Here is a 14,760-nt window from a genome sequence, read left to right as displayed (position 1 = left end):
GCTTACTCCCACTCAATGGTTCCCGGTGGCTTGGAAGTCACATCCAGGACCACGCGGTTGACCTCAGGCACCTCGTTGGTGATACGGGTGGAGATTTTCTCCAAAGTGTCGTACGGAACGCGGGTCCAGTCAGCGGTCATCGCATCCTCAGAGGAAACCGGACGCAGCACGATTGGGTGGCCATAAGTACGACCATCACCCTGGACACCGACCGAGCGGACGTCGGCAAGCAGGACGACCGGGCACTGCCAGACAACCTCGTCCATACCTGCGGCCGTCATTTCCTCGCGTGCAATGGCGTCGGCGCGACGGAGGGTATCCAGACGCCCCTCATCGACAGCGCCGATGATGCGGATACCAAGACCCGGACCCGGGAACGGCTGGCGAGCGACGATTTCTTCCGGCAGCCCCAGTTCGCGGCCGACCGCACGGACCTCGTCCTTGAACAGCAGGCGCAGCGGCTCAACGAGGGTGAACTCAACGTCATCCGGCAGACCGCCGACGTTGTGGTGGCTCTTAATGCTGGCGGTACCAGAACCGCCACCGGACTCAACCACATCCGGGTACAGGGTGCCCTGGACCAGGAAGTCCACGGTCTCGCCCTCCGGAGCGCCCTCCAGCGCCTGTGCGACAGCGCGCTCGAAGGAGCGGATGAACTCACGGCCGATGGTCTTACGTTTGGTCTCCGGATCGGTGATACCAGCCAGAGCATCCAGGAAGACCTTGGAATCGTCGACGGTAATCAGCTTCGCACCAGTTGCGGCAACGAAATCCTTCTCAACCTGCTCGCGCTCACCCTGACGCAGCAGCCCATGGTCGACGAAGACACAGGTCAGACGGTCACCAATAGCGCGTTGCACAAGCGCGGCGGCAACTGCGGAGTCAACGCCGCCAGACAGACCGCAAATTGCGCGACCGGTCTCACCGACCTGATTACGGACCTGCTCAATCAGCTCTTCCGCGATGTTAGCGGCAGTCCAGTCCGGCTCCAGGCCAGCAATCTCATACAGGAACTTCTCCAGAACCTGCTGACCATACGGCGAGTGGTTGACCTCCGGGTGGTACTGCACACCGGCCATGCGCTTTTCCAAGCACTCGAAAGCCGCTACCGGAGCACCCTTGGTGGACGCCGTAACGGTGAAGCCCTCCGGTGCCTTAGACACCGCGTCACCGTGGCTCATCCACACCTCGTGTGTCTCCGGCACACCAGTGTGAGCGACACCGCCACCATCGACGACGTTCAGCTGCGTGCGGCCGTACTCACGGTCACCGGTAGCAGCAATCGTGCCGCCGAGCACCTCAGTCATCGCCTGGAAGCCGTAGCAAATACCAAACACCGGAATGCCCAGCTCAAGCCACTCTGGGTTGAGCTTCGGGGCACCTTCGGCGTAGGCACTGGACGGGCCGCCGGACAGCACCAGCGCGGCCGGGTTCTTGGCCTTAATTTCTTCGGTCGTCGCATCATGCGAGACCACTTCGGAATAAATTTTTGCCTCGCGCACACGTCGCGCGATGAGCTGCGCATACTGCGCACCGAAGTCCACGACGAGGACGGGCTTAGTCACCTGTTCAGACACGCCCTAAAGCTTATCAAGACTTACGGACTGCGGGCATACCCAGGTTCAGTGCAGCCGGAGCATCTTCCGGCACAGCCGGGTTCACCGGAGCAATCGGATCCAGGCGCACGTAGGACTCACCCTGCGCCGGACGCTGATCTTCCTCACCCTTATCCGGCCACAGCGACGTTGCACGCTCCGCATTCGCGGAAATCGACAGTGACGGGTTCACTCCCGGGTTGGCTGCCATCGCCGAACCGTCGTGAATCGAGAGCGTCGGGTAACCCCACACACGCAAGTACGGATCAACAACGCCGTTTTCGGGTGAATCCGAAATCGTTGCGCCGCCAATGAAGTGAGCTGTCAAAGGAATATTTGCCAACTCACCGATAGTGCCCCCAGCCAGCACACGACCATTCCGACCACGTGCACTGAGCTTGTCCGCCGCACGTTGCGTAGCTTCGTTACCCGACGGAATCCACGTCGGATTCGGCTCCCCCTCGCCCTGCTTACTCATCAGGAAACGCACCGGCCCGATCTTTTGCAGGTACGTCGTAATCGAGTTGTCGCGATTCTGCATCACCAGAGAAATCACGGTGCGCTGCGACCACTTACGCAGATTCACGAGCTGCGTCAGGTAGTTAGGATGCTTTACGACGGTTCCCACAGCCTGCAACCATCGCGGAGTCCGACGACCTCCTTCGGTCATAATCATCTGCAGCATTGCGATGGCATTAGAGCCCTTACCGTAGCGCACTGGCTCGATATGGGTGTCCTCGTCCGGGAAGAATGACGAAGTGATGGCTACACCGTTAGAGAAGTCATTTTCCGGGTCCACCTTCGTACCCATCGCGCCCAAAATAGCCTCGGAGTTGGTGCGGGTCAGCTTGCCCAAAGATTTCGGCAGCAGCGGCAAGTGCCCATCGGCCTGCTGGCGATGCAACAAATTCTGTGTGCCCCAGGCACCGGCGGCGAGAATGACGCGCTTAGCGCTAAACTGCTGCTTGTCCTTAGCTACCCAACGGCCAGTGCGCTCAGTGTCAATAACCCAGGAGCCATCAGCCTGAGGATGCAGGCCAGTAACGGTAGTGCGGTCAAAGACCTGCGCACCAAACTTCTCCGCCAAGTAGAGGTAGTTCTTAACCAGGGTGTTCTTGGCATTGTGACGGCAACCAGTCATGCACTCACCACATTCCGTACAAGCAGTACGGTCCGGGCCGATCCCCCCGAAGTAAGGATCGGAAACTGTTTGCCCTGGCGCACCCTGTCCACCTGTCTTGGCTCCGAAGAACACACCCACCGGAGTCGAGCGGAAAGTATGACCCACCCCCATATCTTCGGCTACTTCACGCATGACGACGTCGGCAGGCGTGTCGGATGGGTTGGTGACCACCCCGAGCATGCGAGATGCATTGTCATAGTGCGGAGTGAGTTCTGACTCCCAGTCGGTAATGTGCCCCCACTGACGGTGCTGGAAGTATTCAGTACCCGGCTTATACAGAGTGTTTGCGTAGTTAAGAGAACCACCGCCGACGCCGGCACCAGCGAGAATCATGACATCTTTCAACATGTGCACACGCTGGACACCAAAGAGACCCAGCTTCGGCGCCCACAGGTACTTGTGAAGCCGCCAGCTGTTTTTGGCAAAGTCTTTATCTTCGAATCGTCGACCGGCTTCGAGAACTGCCACTCGGTAGCCTTTTTCAGTCAACCGCAAGGCAGAAACGGAACCACCGAAACCGGAACCGACGATTACAACATCGAAATCGGGTTGTTTACTCATGGGAAAAGCCACCTTCGTTAAGGGCGTAACGCTAATGCGCGGAACATATGTTCCTAACCCTAAGCGGAGGTGGCTTTTCAGTAAGGTAGTTTCACGAAAAAACTATCCGATTACTTTAACTAAAAACCCTTTGGACGTACCGATAGCTCAACGCGGTGGAAGGACTTCAGGTCGGTAAAACCGCACTTGGCCATTGCGCGGCGCAGGCCGCCGGCGAGATTGCGATCACCGAACGGCGAGGCGGACGGCCCAAACAGAGCCTCTTCCAGACTGACCAGTTCCCTCTCATCTTCGACGACCTGCCACACGGCACCGCGCGGGTACTTCGGGTGTGCCGCGACAGACGGCCAGGCGTAGCCCTGCCCCGGAGCCTCATTGACGGTTGCCAGCACGCTGGACAGCGCCACAGCATCTGCGCCACAGGCGATTGCCTTAGCAATGTCCCCGGCGGTATCGATGCCACCATCAGCAATGATGTGGACGTAGCGACCCTCGGTCTCATCGAGGTAGTCCTTACGAGCAGCTGCGGCATCGGCAATAGCGGTGGCCATTGGTACGTCGATGCCGAGCGCACCCGGGGACGTCGTAAAGCCCGTACCGACAATCACACCAGCGGCACCGGTGCGCATCATGTGCAGCGCAGTCTGGTAGTCGACGACACCGCCGACGATAACTGGGACATCCAGGCTGCCGATGAAGTCCTTGAGGTTCAGCGGCTCACCCTGAGCAGTGACATGCTCTGCAGAAATCAGTGTGCCCTGGATAACCAACAAGTCGATGCCAGCCTTGATAGCCAGCGGAGCCAGCTCACGGGCGTGCTGCGGGGAGACACGAACTGCAGTAATCGCACCGGTTGCACGAATCTCCTTGATGCGCTCGACCAGCAGATCGGTGTCAATCGGAGCAGAGTGCAGTTCCTGCAGCTTGCGATTCACTGCCTCGGAGTCGAGCTTGGTGGTGGCGTTCTTTGCCAGCTCCACCAACTCGGCAATCTTGTCCTGCGCATCGGTGTGGCGAGCCCAAATGCCCTCGGCATTGAGAACCGCCAAACCACCCAGACGAGCAAATTCAGCGACGGATTCCGGGCTGGCGATGGCATCCGTCGGATGCATCATCATCGGGAGTTCGAAATCGTAGGCGTCAATTCGCCAGGAGGTATCGACGTCCTTGGACGACCGAGTACGACGAGTGGGAACGAGTGCAATATCGTCCAACTCGTAGGTCCGGCGTGCCTCGCGGCCAATACCGATTTCAACGATGTCGCGCATGAGCTTTCCTCACATGCCCTTTCCGTGGAATTTAACTCGACTAAGCCAGTTTAGCGCTGGTAGTAGTTCGGCGCTTCGACAGTCATCTGGATATCGTGCGGGTGCGACTCGCGCAGGCCTGCAGCGGTGATCTGGACAAACTGTGCGTCGTGCAGCTGCTCGACGGTAGCGGAACCGGTGTAGCCCATAGCTGCGCGCAGACCACCGACCAGCTGGTGAACGATGGAGTCGATGCTGCCGCGGAACGGAACACGGCCCTCGATACCTTCCGGAACCAGCTTCTCTTCGCTCTTGACGTCAGCCTGGAAGTAGCGATCCTTGGAGTAGGAGCGCTTCTCACCGGTCAGGCCGCGGCCCTGCATGGCGCCCAGCGAGCCCATGCCGCGGTACATCTTGTACTGCTTGCCGTTGACGAAGGTGACCTCACCCGGAGCCTCAGCGGTACCGGCCAGCATCGAACCGAGCATGACGGAGGATGCACCGGCCGCCAGAGCCTTGGCGATGTCGCCGGAGAACTGCATACCGCCATCGGCGATAATCGGAACGCCAGCCTTCTTAGCTGCGACAGAGGCTTCCATGATGGCGGTGATCTGCGGGGCACCTACACCTGCGACAACGCGAGTGGTGCAAATCGAGCCCGGGCCGATACCGACCTTGATGGCATCTGCACCCGCGTCAATCATGGCCTGTGCAGCGCCACGGGTAGCCAGGTTGCCGCCGATAATCTGGATGTTCTCGCCGAATTCCTTCTTAACGCGGGAGACCATCTCAAGTACACCTGAGTTGTGGGCGTGAGCGGTATCAACAACGAGCACGTCTACGCCTGCGTCAGCCAATGCGTGTGCGCGCTTCCAGGAGTCCTCGCCGGTACCGATGCCAGCACCGACCAGCAGACGGCCGGAACCATCCTTGGAAGCATTCGGGTACTGATCCTTCTTGACGAAGTCCTTGACGGTAATCAGACCAGTCAGACGGCCTTCGCCATCGACAATCGGCAGCTTCTCCACCTTGTGAGCGCGCAGCAGGTTCAGCGCCGCATCGCCAGACACACCCTGCTCAGCCACGACGAGCGGCATCGGTGTCATGATTTCGGAAACCTTGCGGTTCAGGTCTGCCTCAAAACGCATGTCGCGGTTGGTGCAGATACCGACCAGCTTGCCGTCCTTATCGACGACCGGCAGGCCCGAGATGCGGTAACGAGCGCACTTGGCATCTACCTCGGCGATGGTGTCATCCGGGGAACAGGTCACCGGGTCGGACACCATGCCAGCCTCAGAGCGCTTCACAATCTCGACCTGCTGAGCCTGCTCCTCGATAGACAGGTTGCGGTGCAGGATACCCATACCGCCCTGGCGGGCCATGGCAACAGCCATGCGGGCCTCGGTGACGGTGTCCATAGCAGCGGACACAACCGGAATGTTCAGACGCAGCTCACGAGTGAGCTGCGTCGAAGTATCAACGCCGGAGGGGATAACGTCCGAAGCATCCGGCAGCAGCAGGACGTCATCGAATGTAAGGCCGACTAGTGGAATCTTGTTGGGATTGTCTCCGCCGAGGCTAATTCCCGTGGGGTTGGTCATGGACTCCTCCTGCTCCACCCTTGCCGACATCCGGCCAGGGGCGCTATCGCTTCGTGGTTGCCAAACGTTATATACAGGGTAGTCCTTCAGTGATGAAACGCGACAATTAGGCGGAGCGACAGGTGCCCGACAAGGGTTAGCCGAAAGCTAGCTGAGGGTTATTCCAAGGTGAACTAAACCCCAACTAAGTGCATCGCCAATCGACAGGATTGCCGTACAGAGCTGTTACGGTAGTGGTTGTGAACCACAACTTTTTCTCATCCATGCCGCGGGATCCGTTCGAAGGAGATCCCAATGACCCGGCAAGCTTTCTCGAGCCGGATGAGCCGTTTGCTCCACTGACAGACCAGGAACGTCGAGAGGTTCTTGAAGATCTGGCCGCAGTTCGCCTATTCCGTACCGCTTTGAGCCCAGAGGGATTACTGGGCGTCTGCATGTTGTGTGAGGACTGCGGTGACGAGCACTTTTATAACTGGGAGGTTTTGGAAAACCACTACCTGATGCTCCTGTCTGGACAGGCATCTCCGGTTCACGAGCCACAATTCGATCCAGACCCCTCCCGTTACGCCCCATGGGACTACTGCGCAGGCTTTGTCGACGGTCTGCGTTCTCGACGACCTGGCCGTTTCTAAAAATTTGGTAAGAGTTTGACGGAATTGTTTGCATAGTATCCCGGCTGGCCTCCTTAGGTTTACCAACCGTTCATTGTTGGCCTCCACACTTGAGCTCACTGCTTCAAGAAAGCTCAATGAAGGAGACATCAATTCCGATGACGTACATCGACCACTTGCCCGGGCCCAATGCGGATTTGTGGGATTGGCAGCTGCACGGCTCTTGCCGCGGGCAGGACTCCGCGACCTTCTTCCACCCGGAAGGCGAGCGCGGACGCGCACGCAGCCTGCGTGAAGCCCGTGCGAAGGCTATCTGCCGTTCTTGCCCTGTTCTTATGCAGTGCCGTAGTCACGCACTCAAGGTTGGTGAGCCATACGGTGTCTGGGGCGGTCTCAGCGAATCTGAACGAAATGAAATCCTTCGAGCTAAGCCGGCCGCACGTGAACGCGAACTTGAACGCGTTCTAGTTACTGCCATGTAGTCCCTCCCCTCTCTCGGACTCCAGCCGGTTCACATAAAAACCAAAATGCTCCCCACCCTCAGATTGAAAGGTGGGGAGCATTTTACGTGCCAAAGGCCCGGGCACTAGCTCACTTGCGATTAGTGAGCGTGATCGTGCTCTGGTTCCTCTTCCGGCTTATCCACAACGGAAGCCTCAGTGGTCAGCAGCATACGCGCCACGGAGGTTGCGTTGACGACTGCGGAGTGAGTGACCTTGACCGGGTCAATGACGCCGGACTCAATCAGGTTCTCGTAAGTGTCAGTAGCAGCGTTGTAGCCGTTGCCGTTCTCCAGCTCACCAATGTGGTAGACAACGACAGCACCGTCCTTACCAGCATTCTCAGCAATCCAGAAAGCCGGACGGGTCAGAGCCTTGGCAACTGCACGGACACCGACTGCCTCGTCGCCCTCGAACTCGTCAGCGAATGCCTCGAGTTCACGGGAAATCTGCACCAGTACGGAACCGCCACCGGCGATGACGCCTTCCTGAGCTGCCGCACGAGCAGCGTTAATGGCGTCCTCGACACGCAGCTTGCGCTCGTTGACCTCGGTCTCGGTAGCAGCACCGACCTTAATGACAGCCACGCCGCCAGAGAGCTTCGCCAGACGCTCTTCCAGCTTCTCGCGGTCCCAGTCAGAGCCAGTGCGCTCAATCTCGGCACGGATCTGGTTACGACGCTCTTCTACGGCCTCAGCGGTGCCAGCACCGTCCACCAGAACGGTCTCGTCCTTGGTAATGGTGATACGGCGTGCGTTACCCAGCACCTCAAGTCCAACGTCCTTCAGCTGCATGCCAGTGTCAGCCGTAACGACGGTTGCACCGGTGACAACTGCCAGGTCATCCATGAACGCCTTACGACGGTCACCGAAGTACGGTGCCTTCACTGCGGCAACCTTCAAGGTCTTGCGCATAGCGTTGATAACCAGCGCGGACAGGGCCTCGCCCTCGATGTCCTCAGCCATGATCAGAGTCGGCTTGCCGGACTCGGCAATCTTCTCCAGAATCGGCAGGAACTCCGGCAGGGAGGAAATCTTCTCGCGGACCAGCAGCACCTGTGCACCGTCAAGAATTGCCTGCTGAGCCTCGACGTCGGTAATGAAGTACGGCGAGAGGAAGCCCTTGTTGAAGGACACGCCCTCGGTCACGGACAGCTCGGTGGCAATCGACTGCGACTCCTCCACAGAGACGACGCCGTCCTTGCCAACCTTGTCCATGGCACCTGCAACCAGGTCACCAATTTCAGTGTCGCGCGAGGAAACGGTTGCCACCTGTGCGATGGCAGCAGAGCTGCTGACCGGGGTGGCGCGCTGCTTCAGCAGCTCAACCGCCTTGTCGGATGCAGCGTGAATACCGCGGTTCAGCGAAATCGGGTTTGCGCCGGCTGCAACGTTGCGCAGACCCTCGTGGACCAGCGCCTGTGCCAGCAGCGTTGCGGTAGTAGTACCGTCACCGGCAACGTCATTGGTCTTGACCGCAACGGACTTAACCAACTGCGCGCCGAGGTTCTCAAACGGATCCTCAACGTCGATGTCGCGGGCGATGGTCACACCATCATTGGTGACCAGCGGACCGCCGAAGGCCTTGTCCAGGACAACGTTGCGACCCTTCGGGCCAAGCGTGACCTTGACTGCGTCGGCAAGCGTGTCCACACCGCGCTTGAGGCCTTCGCGAGCCTCTTCGTTAAAAGCAATAAGCTTCGCCATGTGTGGGTACGTCCTCCCTTTAGTTCTCGATAACAGCCAGGATGTCGCGTTGCGACAGCAGCAGGTACTCTTCGCCCTGGTACTTCAGCTCAGTGCCGCCGTACTTGGAGAAGATGACGATGTCACCCTCCTTGACGTCCATAGGAATGCGGTCATCGTCATCGGCCCAACGACCCGGACCAACTGCGATAACGGTAGCCTCCTGCGGCTTCTCCTTAGCGGAGTCCGGGATAACCAGGCCAGAAGCCGTGGTGGTCTCTGCTTCGTTGATCTGGACGAGGACGCGGTCCTCCAGCGGCTTGATGTTGACGTTCGCCACGATGAATTCCTCCATACATGCGGTGATGTGATGTTCTTGTGCCGGTTGGTCTGCCGTGCACAGCCGTCGTCGCGGGTGAACAACTGTGTGTCAAACAACCTTCGTTAGCACTCTACCCCTGCAAGTGCTAACACTCAACAATAGTGAGCGCTAATGCTAATTGGTCAGCTTGTCGGGGTTACACGCCATACGACCGAACGCAGTAACCGTCATTCCGTGTTCCTTGATGTACTCATCGCTAAAGCACGGGCCACCAGAACCGGTTGTGTAACGACTGTCTGGCTCCCTCCTTTGCCAGGCACCTTCGTCCCATTGGTAGACCGCCAGTCCACCACTGTTTGCGCGCCCACCCAGCGCCCACCATCCGTCACAGGCGACGATCGTAAAGTTTTCCTCCGTAGTCGGGAACGCCGACGCCTCGCAATCCCCACTAATCGGATAATCGGGCGCAGCCGTACTCGTGGTTTCCCTCGTCTTGGTTTTCTCCGGCGACTTCACCTTCACGGTCTCCGTCGCAGTCGCAGTAACAGTGAGCTTCGGCGCTACTTCATCCTTGGCACCTGCACCAAACCATTGCTCACCTCGACCACTCACAACTAGGTAAAGCACCACTGCTACAGCGACGATCACCACAAGCAGCAGAGCGATGACTGCCCATAGCACTCCCCCAGCACGACCGCGCTGATGTTCAACTTGCGGTGCTTGCGTTGTTTGCGGTTCGCCCTGCGGTGCAAACAGCTCAGTCTGATTATGCGAATTATCGGATGGCTGAAGTTCCCACTCGCTGTAGTCTTTACTCATTTTTGGGCAAGCGCTTTCCTGTAATTGTCCTGCGATCCATGGCAGAGAAACAAGTCAAAGTCAGTTAACGAAATTTAACATGGATCCGAGGGGCAATCACTGCTTATTGCATTACAGGATCTTCCACTGGCATCGATGGGTCGGTCGGGCAGGCGTAGCCAGAGGGCTTGACCCCCGCGGCAATGAGGTAGGCGGCAGCTGCGCCAATCATGACACCGTTGTCGGTGCACAACTTAATCGGTGGCACGTGCAGCGTAATTCCCGCCGAGGTAGCTCGCGCCGCTGCGAGTTCACGCAACCTCGAGTTCGCAGCCACACCACCACCGAGCAGCAGCGTAGTGGCCCCCACATCCTGAGCTGCGCGAACGGCCTTCTTGGTCAATACATCGCAGACCGCCTCCTGGAAGGAAGCACAGACGTCCTCTACGGAGTATTCACGACCTTCCTTCTCCGCCTCCTCGACATAGCGGGCCACGGCGGTTTTCAAGCCGGAGAAGGAGAAGTCATGGCGCGCATCCTGCTGGCGCATCATGGCGCGAGGAAACGCGATGGCCTTGCGGTTGCCCTGCTTAGCCAACTTATCGATAATCGGGCCGCCCGGGTAACCCAATCCGAGCAACCTCGAAACCTTGTCGTATGCCTCTCCGGCCGCGTCGTCAAGCGTCGATCCGAGCTCTCCCATCGGACGACCAACCCCCTGTACGCGCAGCAGCTGCGTGTGCCCGCCGGAAACTAGCAGCGCCACTGCGTTGGATAGATCTGCGCCATCGAGAGCTCCGACAGCAACGTGGCCACCAAGGTGATTAATGCCGTAGAAAGGCACACCCCAGGCGGCGGCATAAGCCTTCGCGCCTGCCGAACCGACCAGCAGCGCACCGGCGAGACCGGGCCCCACGGTAGCGGCGACGGCATCTGGGATAAAAGTATCGATACCGAGCTTGGCAGCTGCTTGCGCGCGCGCCTCGGAGACTACTGGCTGCAAGGCTTCCAAATGAGCGCGGGAAGCAATCTCCGGGACCACACCACCGAAGCGGGCGTGCTGCTCCATGGAGGATGCGACGACGTCGGCAAGCACTTCCACCTCGGGAATGGCGGGGGTGCTGGTGTCGGTGTCGTCGTAGCGCACACGCATCACTGCAGCGCCAGTCTCATCGCAGGAACTCTCGATTGCCAGCAGGGTCAACTCGGTCATAGCAGTCATGGTACTAGCGCACCACCGGGTCGCTTACCAGCGACCGAGTTTAAATTTCGAGGCGACCGAGGTTCCGCACAGCGGCACGCCAGAGAGCGTATTCCTCTGGGTAGTCATCGCGGTAGTGGCGCACGGCGCGCATACCGTGCTTAATACGCTCGATTTCCTCGTCGCCGATATCCTTGCCCTCGGCGTCGACAAATACGACCGTTCCGCAAATTGCGGTGGTGGGGTCGGTAAAGAAAGCCGAGTTGCCCGTAGCAGCCTCATTGCGGCCGAGGGACGCGACCGGATTCGGTTCAGCGCCCTCAGCCTTGGCCGTCGGGTTGTAGAGAGCGGCGTAATCGGCGCCGTCTTCCTGAAACGCCACCGAAACACGGTCGGAGGAAACTCCGCCGAGGAATGTAGCAGCGGCCTCCAACTCAAATTCGACGATGCGATGCGTCAGGTCAGGGTTCACCAGAAAACCTTTAATCATGGAAACAGAGGTACCGCACCGCACCCGCTCCCGCATCTCGAGAGCGCTACCCCCACTATGGCCGCGGGATGTTGCGGAGGTTCGACCGTGCCATGTTGATCATCTGACCAACGCCGCCGCCGAAGACGGTGCGAGTAGCGGCCTTGGAGAATCCCATCAGCATGTCCCAGGTGATATTTGCCGGGATGGACAGGGCATTCGGGTCGGTGATCATGTCCACCAGCACCGGGCCGTCGTATGCCAGCGCCTCCTGAATCAGGCGAGGCGCATCGGCCGGATCTTCAATTCGGATGGCCTTGATACCCAACGACTCTGCGACTCCGGCGTAGTCCACTGCGTCGTGATCGGTCTCGTGCTCCGGCAGCCCCTGAACCAGCATTTCCAGCTTGACCATGCCGAGCGAGGAGTTGTTGAACACAAACATCTTGATGGGTAGCTGCTCCTGCTTCACGGTGATGAGCTCACCGAGCAGCATTGACAGGCCACCGTCACCGTTGAAGGTAATGACCTGACGGTCCCGGTCAGCAGCCTGCACACCAATGGCCTGCGACAGTGCATTGGCCATAGTGCCGTGACGGAAAGAACCAATCTGCTCTCGCTTGCCATTCGGCGTGACGTAGCGTGCAGCCCAGACATTGCCCATACCGGTATCGACGGTGAAGACGGCATCGTCATCGGCGTACTTATCAATCAGGTCGGCTACATACTCCGGGTGAATCGGGCGCATGTTCTCAACGTCGTGGGTGTATGCCTCGATGACGTGGCTGAGCAGGCGCTCGTGGTTCCGCAGCTGCTTGTCCAGGAAGGAGCGATCGGTCTTTTCATCCAGGTGCGGCAGGATGGTTTCGATTGTGGCAGCCACATCGCCGACGACTGGGTACTTCACCGTGGTACGACGACCGATGGCACGACCATCGATATCGACCTGTGCGACGTTCTTAGTCGGCAGGAAGTCGTTGTACGGGAAGTCAGTACCGAGCAGAATCAACAGATCAGCATCGTTGGAGGCATCGTGGCAGGCGCCGTAGCCCAGCAGGCCGGACATACCGACGTCATAGGGGTTGTCGTACTGGATGTACATCTTGCCACCCAGCGCATGTCCCACCGGCGACTTAATTTTCTCCGCAAGCTTGAGCACCTGTTCGCGGGCGTCCTTCACGCCTGCGCCACAGAAAAGCGTGACCGTTTTAGCCTCGTTGATTGCGTCGGCAAGCGCGGCGGCCTGACCGGCGTCAGGGAATACGACTGGGCGACCGCTGCTGATTGTGGAGGTGACGAACTCATCATTTTCCACTTCATGCGTTGTAATGTCGCCCGGCAGAACCAGCACGGAAACACCGTGGCCAGTCATGGTCGACTGGATAGCGTGATGCAAAACAACGCCACCCTGCTCAGCGGAGTTGACCATCTCGCAGTAACCGGAGCACTCGTTGAAGATGAACTCCGGATGGGTCTCCTGGAAGAAGTTCGAGCCAATCTGGCGGGAAGGAATGTGCGATGCCAGCGCCAGCACCTTTGCGCCGTTGCGGTGGGAGTCATACAGGCCCTGAATGAGGTGGGTATTACCCGGGCCGCAGGAGGCCGCACACACTGCTAATTCGCCGGTGACCAGGGACTCCGCGCCGGCGGCGAAGGCGGCAGCCTCTTCGTTGCGAACGTGCACCCACTCAATGGAGGACTCGCGCACAGCGTCGACAATGGGGTTCAAACTATCTCCAACGAGTCCGAAGATTCGCTTGACCCCCTGCTTCTCTAGGGTTTCTACGAGCTGTTTTGCAAAGGTTTTAGCCATGTGCCTGGTTTAACGCAGATTAGTCAATACGTCAACATCTAGCTGGCCAACTCAGGCCGACACATCGTGTACGCATCCGCCCCAGAGCCCGGATAATAGTTCTTTCGCAGCCCCATATTTTCGAAGCCATAGCGCCGATACATAGCGATTGCGGGTTCGTTATCTGTGCGAACTTCCAAAAACACCGGGCCCGGATCCTCCGCCACAGCTGCCATCAGCGCGTCCATCAGCTGCGTCCCAAAGCCCCGGCGCTGCCACTTCTTCCCCACCCCGATGGTGTGAATCTCGTATTCGGCGGCCCCCGCAGGCCCCAGCTTGGTAATCCCCGCATAGCCGCACAGTTCTTCGTCCTCGTCTACATCTGCAATCAGCCCGACGTAGAAATTGTTCGGCGCGGCCAGCTCTGCCATAAAGGCCGATTCCGGCCAGGGATCGTCGCCGGCAAACAGCTCCGCCTCAATCGCCGCACACGCCTTGGCCGCAGGAGGTCCGAGACGCACTAGCTTGACGACGCTCATCTCATAGCCTTCGGGACAACGGCATCCGGACGGCGCAAGTACAGCGGCACCAGTGGGCCCGGCGCGGAGTCAAAGTCGACCGCTTCAACCATGGCTGTCGGAGTGGGAAAGACTTGTTCGGCAGCAACCTCAAGCCCGGCAATTTGCTCGATGTGGCTGAGACTGCCGCGGGCCTGGCTCGGCGCGAAGTCGGCGGCTTCTGCTGCAAGTTCTTCCTTGAGCAGCTCCATGACGTCGGCTGGCTTGGCCACTGCCGGACCGAAAACCCGCTGGCCATCGCGGTAGGCGGCGAAGTACACCTCGCGGCGGCGGGCATCGGTGACGACCAGTTCATCGCCAACCCCACCCGCAAGCGAATCCAGGCTGCAGATGCCGTAGCAGGGAATTCCCAGAGCGTCGGCGAAGGAGGCTGCGGTGGCCATACCAACGCGCAAGCCCGTAAACGGCCCCGGCCCACAGCCGACAACCACGGCATCTAGCTCGGTTGCCGCCACCCCACTGTCAGTGAGGCACTGCTGAATCAGCGGCACCAGCACCTCGTTGTGCGCACGGGCATCCAGGTGCAGCTTTTCGGCCACGGTTTCACCATCGCGGACAATTCCCGCGGTGACCTGTGGAGTCGATGTGTCAACGGCCAAAATGTTCATACTCAGTAA

The 14,760-nt window shown here is 59.2% G+C and carries 14 protein-coding genes; 2 read left to right on the top strand and 12 right to left on the bottom strand.

All coding sequences use genetic code 11. The features are described from left to right. Positions 1–2: 2 nt before the first annotated feature. The 4 genes from guaA to guaB all read right to left on the bottom strand — a co-directional run bounded on the left by guaA (position 3) and on the right by guaB (position 6,187). Complete coding sequence (gene guaA / locus HMPREF2681_RS00930; RefSeq protein ID WP_070545681.1) at positions 3–1,577, bottom strand: glutamine-hydrolyzing GMP synthase; 1,575 nt, start codon at positions 1,575–1,577, stop codon at positions 3–5. Positions 1,578–1,590: 13 nt separating this feature from the next. Then, on the bottom strand, positions 1,591–3,339 hold the full coding sequence (locus tag HMPREF2681_RS00925) for an FAD-dependent oxidoreductase (RefSeq protein WP_070545678.1): 1,749 nt from the start codon (positions 3,337–3,339) through the stop codon (positions 1,591–1,593). A gap of 119 nt (positions 3,340–3,458) precedes the next feature. Continuing rightward, the gene (locus HMPREF2681_RS00920; protein ID WP_048760740.1) at positions 3,459–4,607 is read right to left on the bottom strand and encodes a GuaB3 family IMP dehydrogenase-related protein; all 1,149 of its coding nucleotides are present in this window, start codon (positions 4,605–4,607) and stop codon (positions 3,459–3,461) included. Between the two features lie 50 nt (positions 4,608–4,657). Next, positions 4,658–6,187, bottom strand: coding sequence for an IMP dehydrogenase (gene guaB, locus HMPREF2681_RS00915; RefSeq protein ID WP_016422119.1), 1,530 nt, complete (start codon positions 6,185–6,187; stop codon positions 4,658–4,660). A 263-nt stretch (positions 6,188–6,450) separates the two neighbouring features. Here guaB and HMPREF2681_RS00910 point away from each other — a divergent pair, with 263 nt between their 5' ends. Together HMPREF2681_RS00910 and HMPREF2681_RS00905 are read left to right on the top strand one after the other, a co-directional pair. After that, positions 6,451–6,819, top strand: coding sequence for a DUF5319 domain-containing protein (locus HMPREF2681_RS00910; RefSeq protein ID WP_038629374.1), 369 nt, complete (start codon positions 6,451–6,453; stop codon positions 6,817–6,819). Between the two features lie 137 nt (positions 6,820–6,956). Further along, positions 6,957–7,280 carry a WhiB family transcriptional regulator gene (locus HMPREF2681_RS00905; RefSeq protein ID WP_016422117.1) on the top strand — a complete coding sequence of 108 codons (324 nt, stop codon included), beginning with the start codon at positions 6,957–6,959 and terminating at the stop codon, positions 7,278–7,280. A gap of 119 nt (positions 7,281–7,399) precedes the next feature. Here the strand turns inward: HMPREF2681_RS00905 and groL are convergent, their stop codons facing one another. The 8 genes from groL to tsaB form a co-directional block, all read right to left on the bottom strand. After that, entirely contained in the window at positions 7,400–9,004 is a 1,605-nt protein-coding gene (gene groL / locus HMPREF2681_RS00900; protein WP_070545675.1) for a chaperonin GroEL, read from the bottom strand. A gap of 19 nt (positions 9,005–9,023) precedes the next feature. After that, complete coding sequence (gene groES, locus HMPREF2681_RS00895) at positions 9,024–9,323, bottom strand: co-chaperone GroES (protein WP_005510054.1); 300 nt, start codon at positions 9,321–9,323, stop codon at positions 9,024–9,026. A gap of 156 nt (positions 9,324–9,479) precedes the next feature. Further along, positions 9,480–10,124, bottom strand: coding sequence for a hypothetical protein (locus HMPREF2681_RS00890; RefSeq protein ID WP_049193258.1), 645 nt, complete (start codon positions 10,122–10,124; stop codon positions 9,480–9,482). Between the two features lie 103 nt (positions 10,125–10,227). Continuing rightward, entirely contained in the window at positions 10,228–11,307 is a 1,080-nt protein-coding gene (gene tsaD, locus HMPREF2681_RS00885) for a tRNA (adenosine(37)-N6)-threonylcarbamoyltransferase complex transferase subunit TsaD (RefSeq protein WP_049193324.1), read from the bottom strand. 58 nt (positions 11,308–11,365) lie between these two features. Beyond that, positions 11,366–11,794 carry a hypothetical protein gene (locus HMPREF2681_RS00880; protein WP_042388422.1) on the bottom strand — a complete coding sequence of 143 codons (429 nt, stop codon included), beginning with the start codon at positions 11,792–11,794 and terminating at the stop codon, positions 11,366–11,368. A gap of 55 nt (positions 11,795–11,849) precedes the next feature. Continuing rightward, positions 11,850–13,586, bottom strand: a complete 1,737-nt coding sequence (locus HMPREF2681_RS00875) for a pyruvate dehydrogenase (RefSeq protein WP_016422112.1) — start codon at positions 13,584–13,586, stop codon at positions 11,850–11,852. A 38-nt stretch (positions 13,587–13,624) separates the two neighbouring features. After that, positions 13,625–14,104, bottom strand: coding sequence for a ribosomal protein S18-alanine N-acetyltransferase (gene rimI, locus HMPREF2681_RS00870; protein WP_049190359.1), 480 nt, complete (start codon positions 14,102–14,104; stop codon positions 13,625–13,627). Next, on the bottom strand, positions 14,101–14,751 hold the full coding sequence (tsaB, locus tag HMPREF2681_RS00865) for a tRNA (adenosine(37)-N6)-threonylcarbamoyltransferase complex dimerization subunit type 1 TsaB (protein ID WP_049190362.1): 651 nt from the start codon (positions 14,749–14,751) through the stop codon (positions 14,101–14,103). The genes rimI and tsaB overlap by 4 nt, the downstream gene beginning before the upstream one ends. Positions 14,752–14,760: the final 9 nt, after the last annotated feature.

This window comes from Corynebacterium sp. HMSC064H12 (assembly GCF_001809925.1).
Lineage (GTDB): Bacteria > Actinomycetota > Actinomycetes > Mycobacteriales > Mycobacteriaceae > Corynebacterium > Corynebacterium jeikeium_D.
The sequence above is the reverse complement of the archived record's forward strand: the minus strand, read 5'-3'. Positions and strand labels throughout refer to the sequence as shown.

Excerpts from the sequence above, each read along its gene's own strand:
- tsaB (WP_049190362.1), bottom strand. The coding sequence starts at position 14,751 with ATGAACATTTTGGCCGTTGACACATCGACTCCACAGGTCACCGCGGGA.
- groL (WP_070545675.1), bottom strand. The coding sequence starts at position 9,004 with ATGGCGAAGCTTATTGCTTTTAACGAAGAGGCTCGCGAAGGCCTCAAG.
- HMPREF2681_RS00925 (WP_070545678.1), bottom strand. The coding sequence starts at position 3,339 with ATGAGTAAACAACCCGATTTCGATGTTGTAATCGTCGGTTCCGGTTTC.
- HMPREF2681_RS00910 (WP_038629374.1), top strand. The coding sequence starts at position 6,451 with ATGCCGCGGGATCCGTTCGAAGGAGATCCCAATGACCCGGCAAGCTTT.
- HMPREF2681_RS00905 (WP_016422117.1), top strand. The coding sequence starts at position 6,957 with ATGACGTACATCGACCACTTGCCCGGGCCCAATGCGGATTTGTGGGAT.
- HMPREF2681_RS00920 (WP_048760740.1), bottom strand. The coding sequence starts at position 4,607 with ATGCGCGACATCGTTGAAATCGGTATTGGCCGCGAGGCACGCCGGACC.
- HMPREF2681_RS00890 (WP_049193258.1), bottom strand. The coding sequence starts at position 10,124 with ATGAGTAAAGACTACAGCGAGTGGGAACTTCAGCCATCCGATAATTCG.
- HMPREF2681_RS00880 (WP_042388422.1), bottom strand. The coding sequence starts at position 11,794 with ATGATTAAAGGTTTTCTGGTGAACCCTGACCTGACGCATCGCATCGTC.
- HMPREF2681_RS00875 (WP_016422112.1), bottom strand. The coding sequence starts at position 13,586 with ATGGCTAAAACCTTTGCAAAACAGCTCGTAGAAACCCTAGAGAAGCAG.
- rimI (WP_049190359.1), bottom strand. The coding sequence starts at position 14,104 with ATGAGCGTCGTCAAGCTAGTGCGTCTCGGACCTCCTGCGGCCAAGGCG.
- guaB (WP_016422119.1), bottom strand. The coding sequence starts at position 6,187 with ATGACCAACCCCACGGGAATTAGCCTCGGCGGAGACAATCCCAACAAG.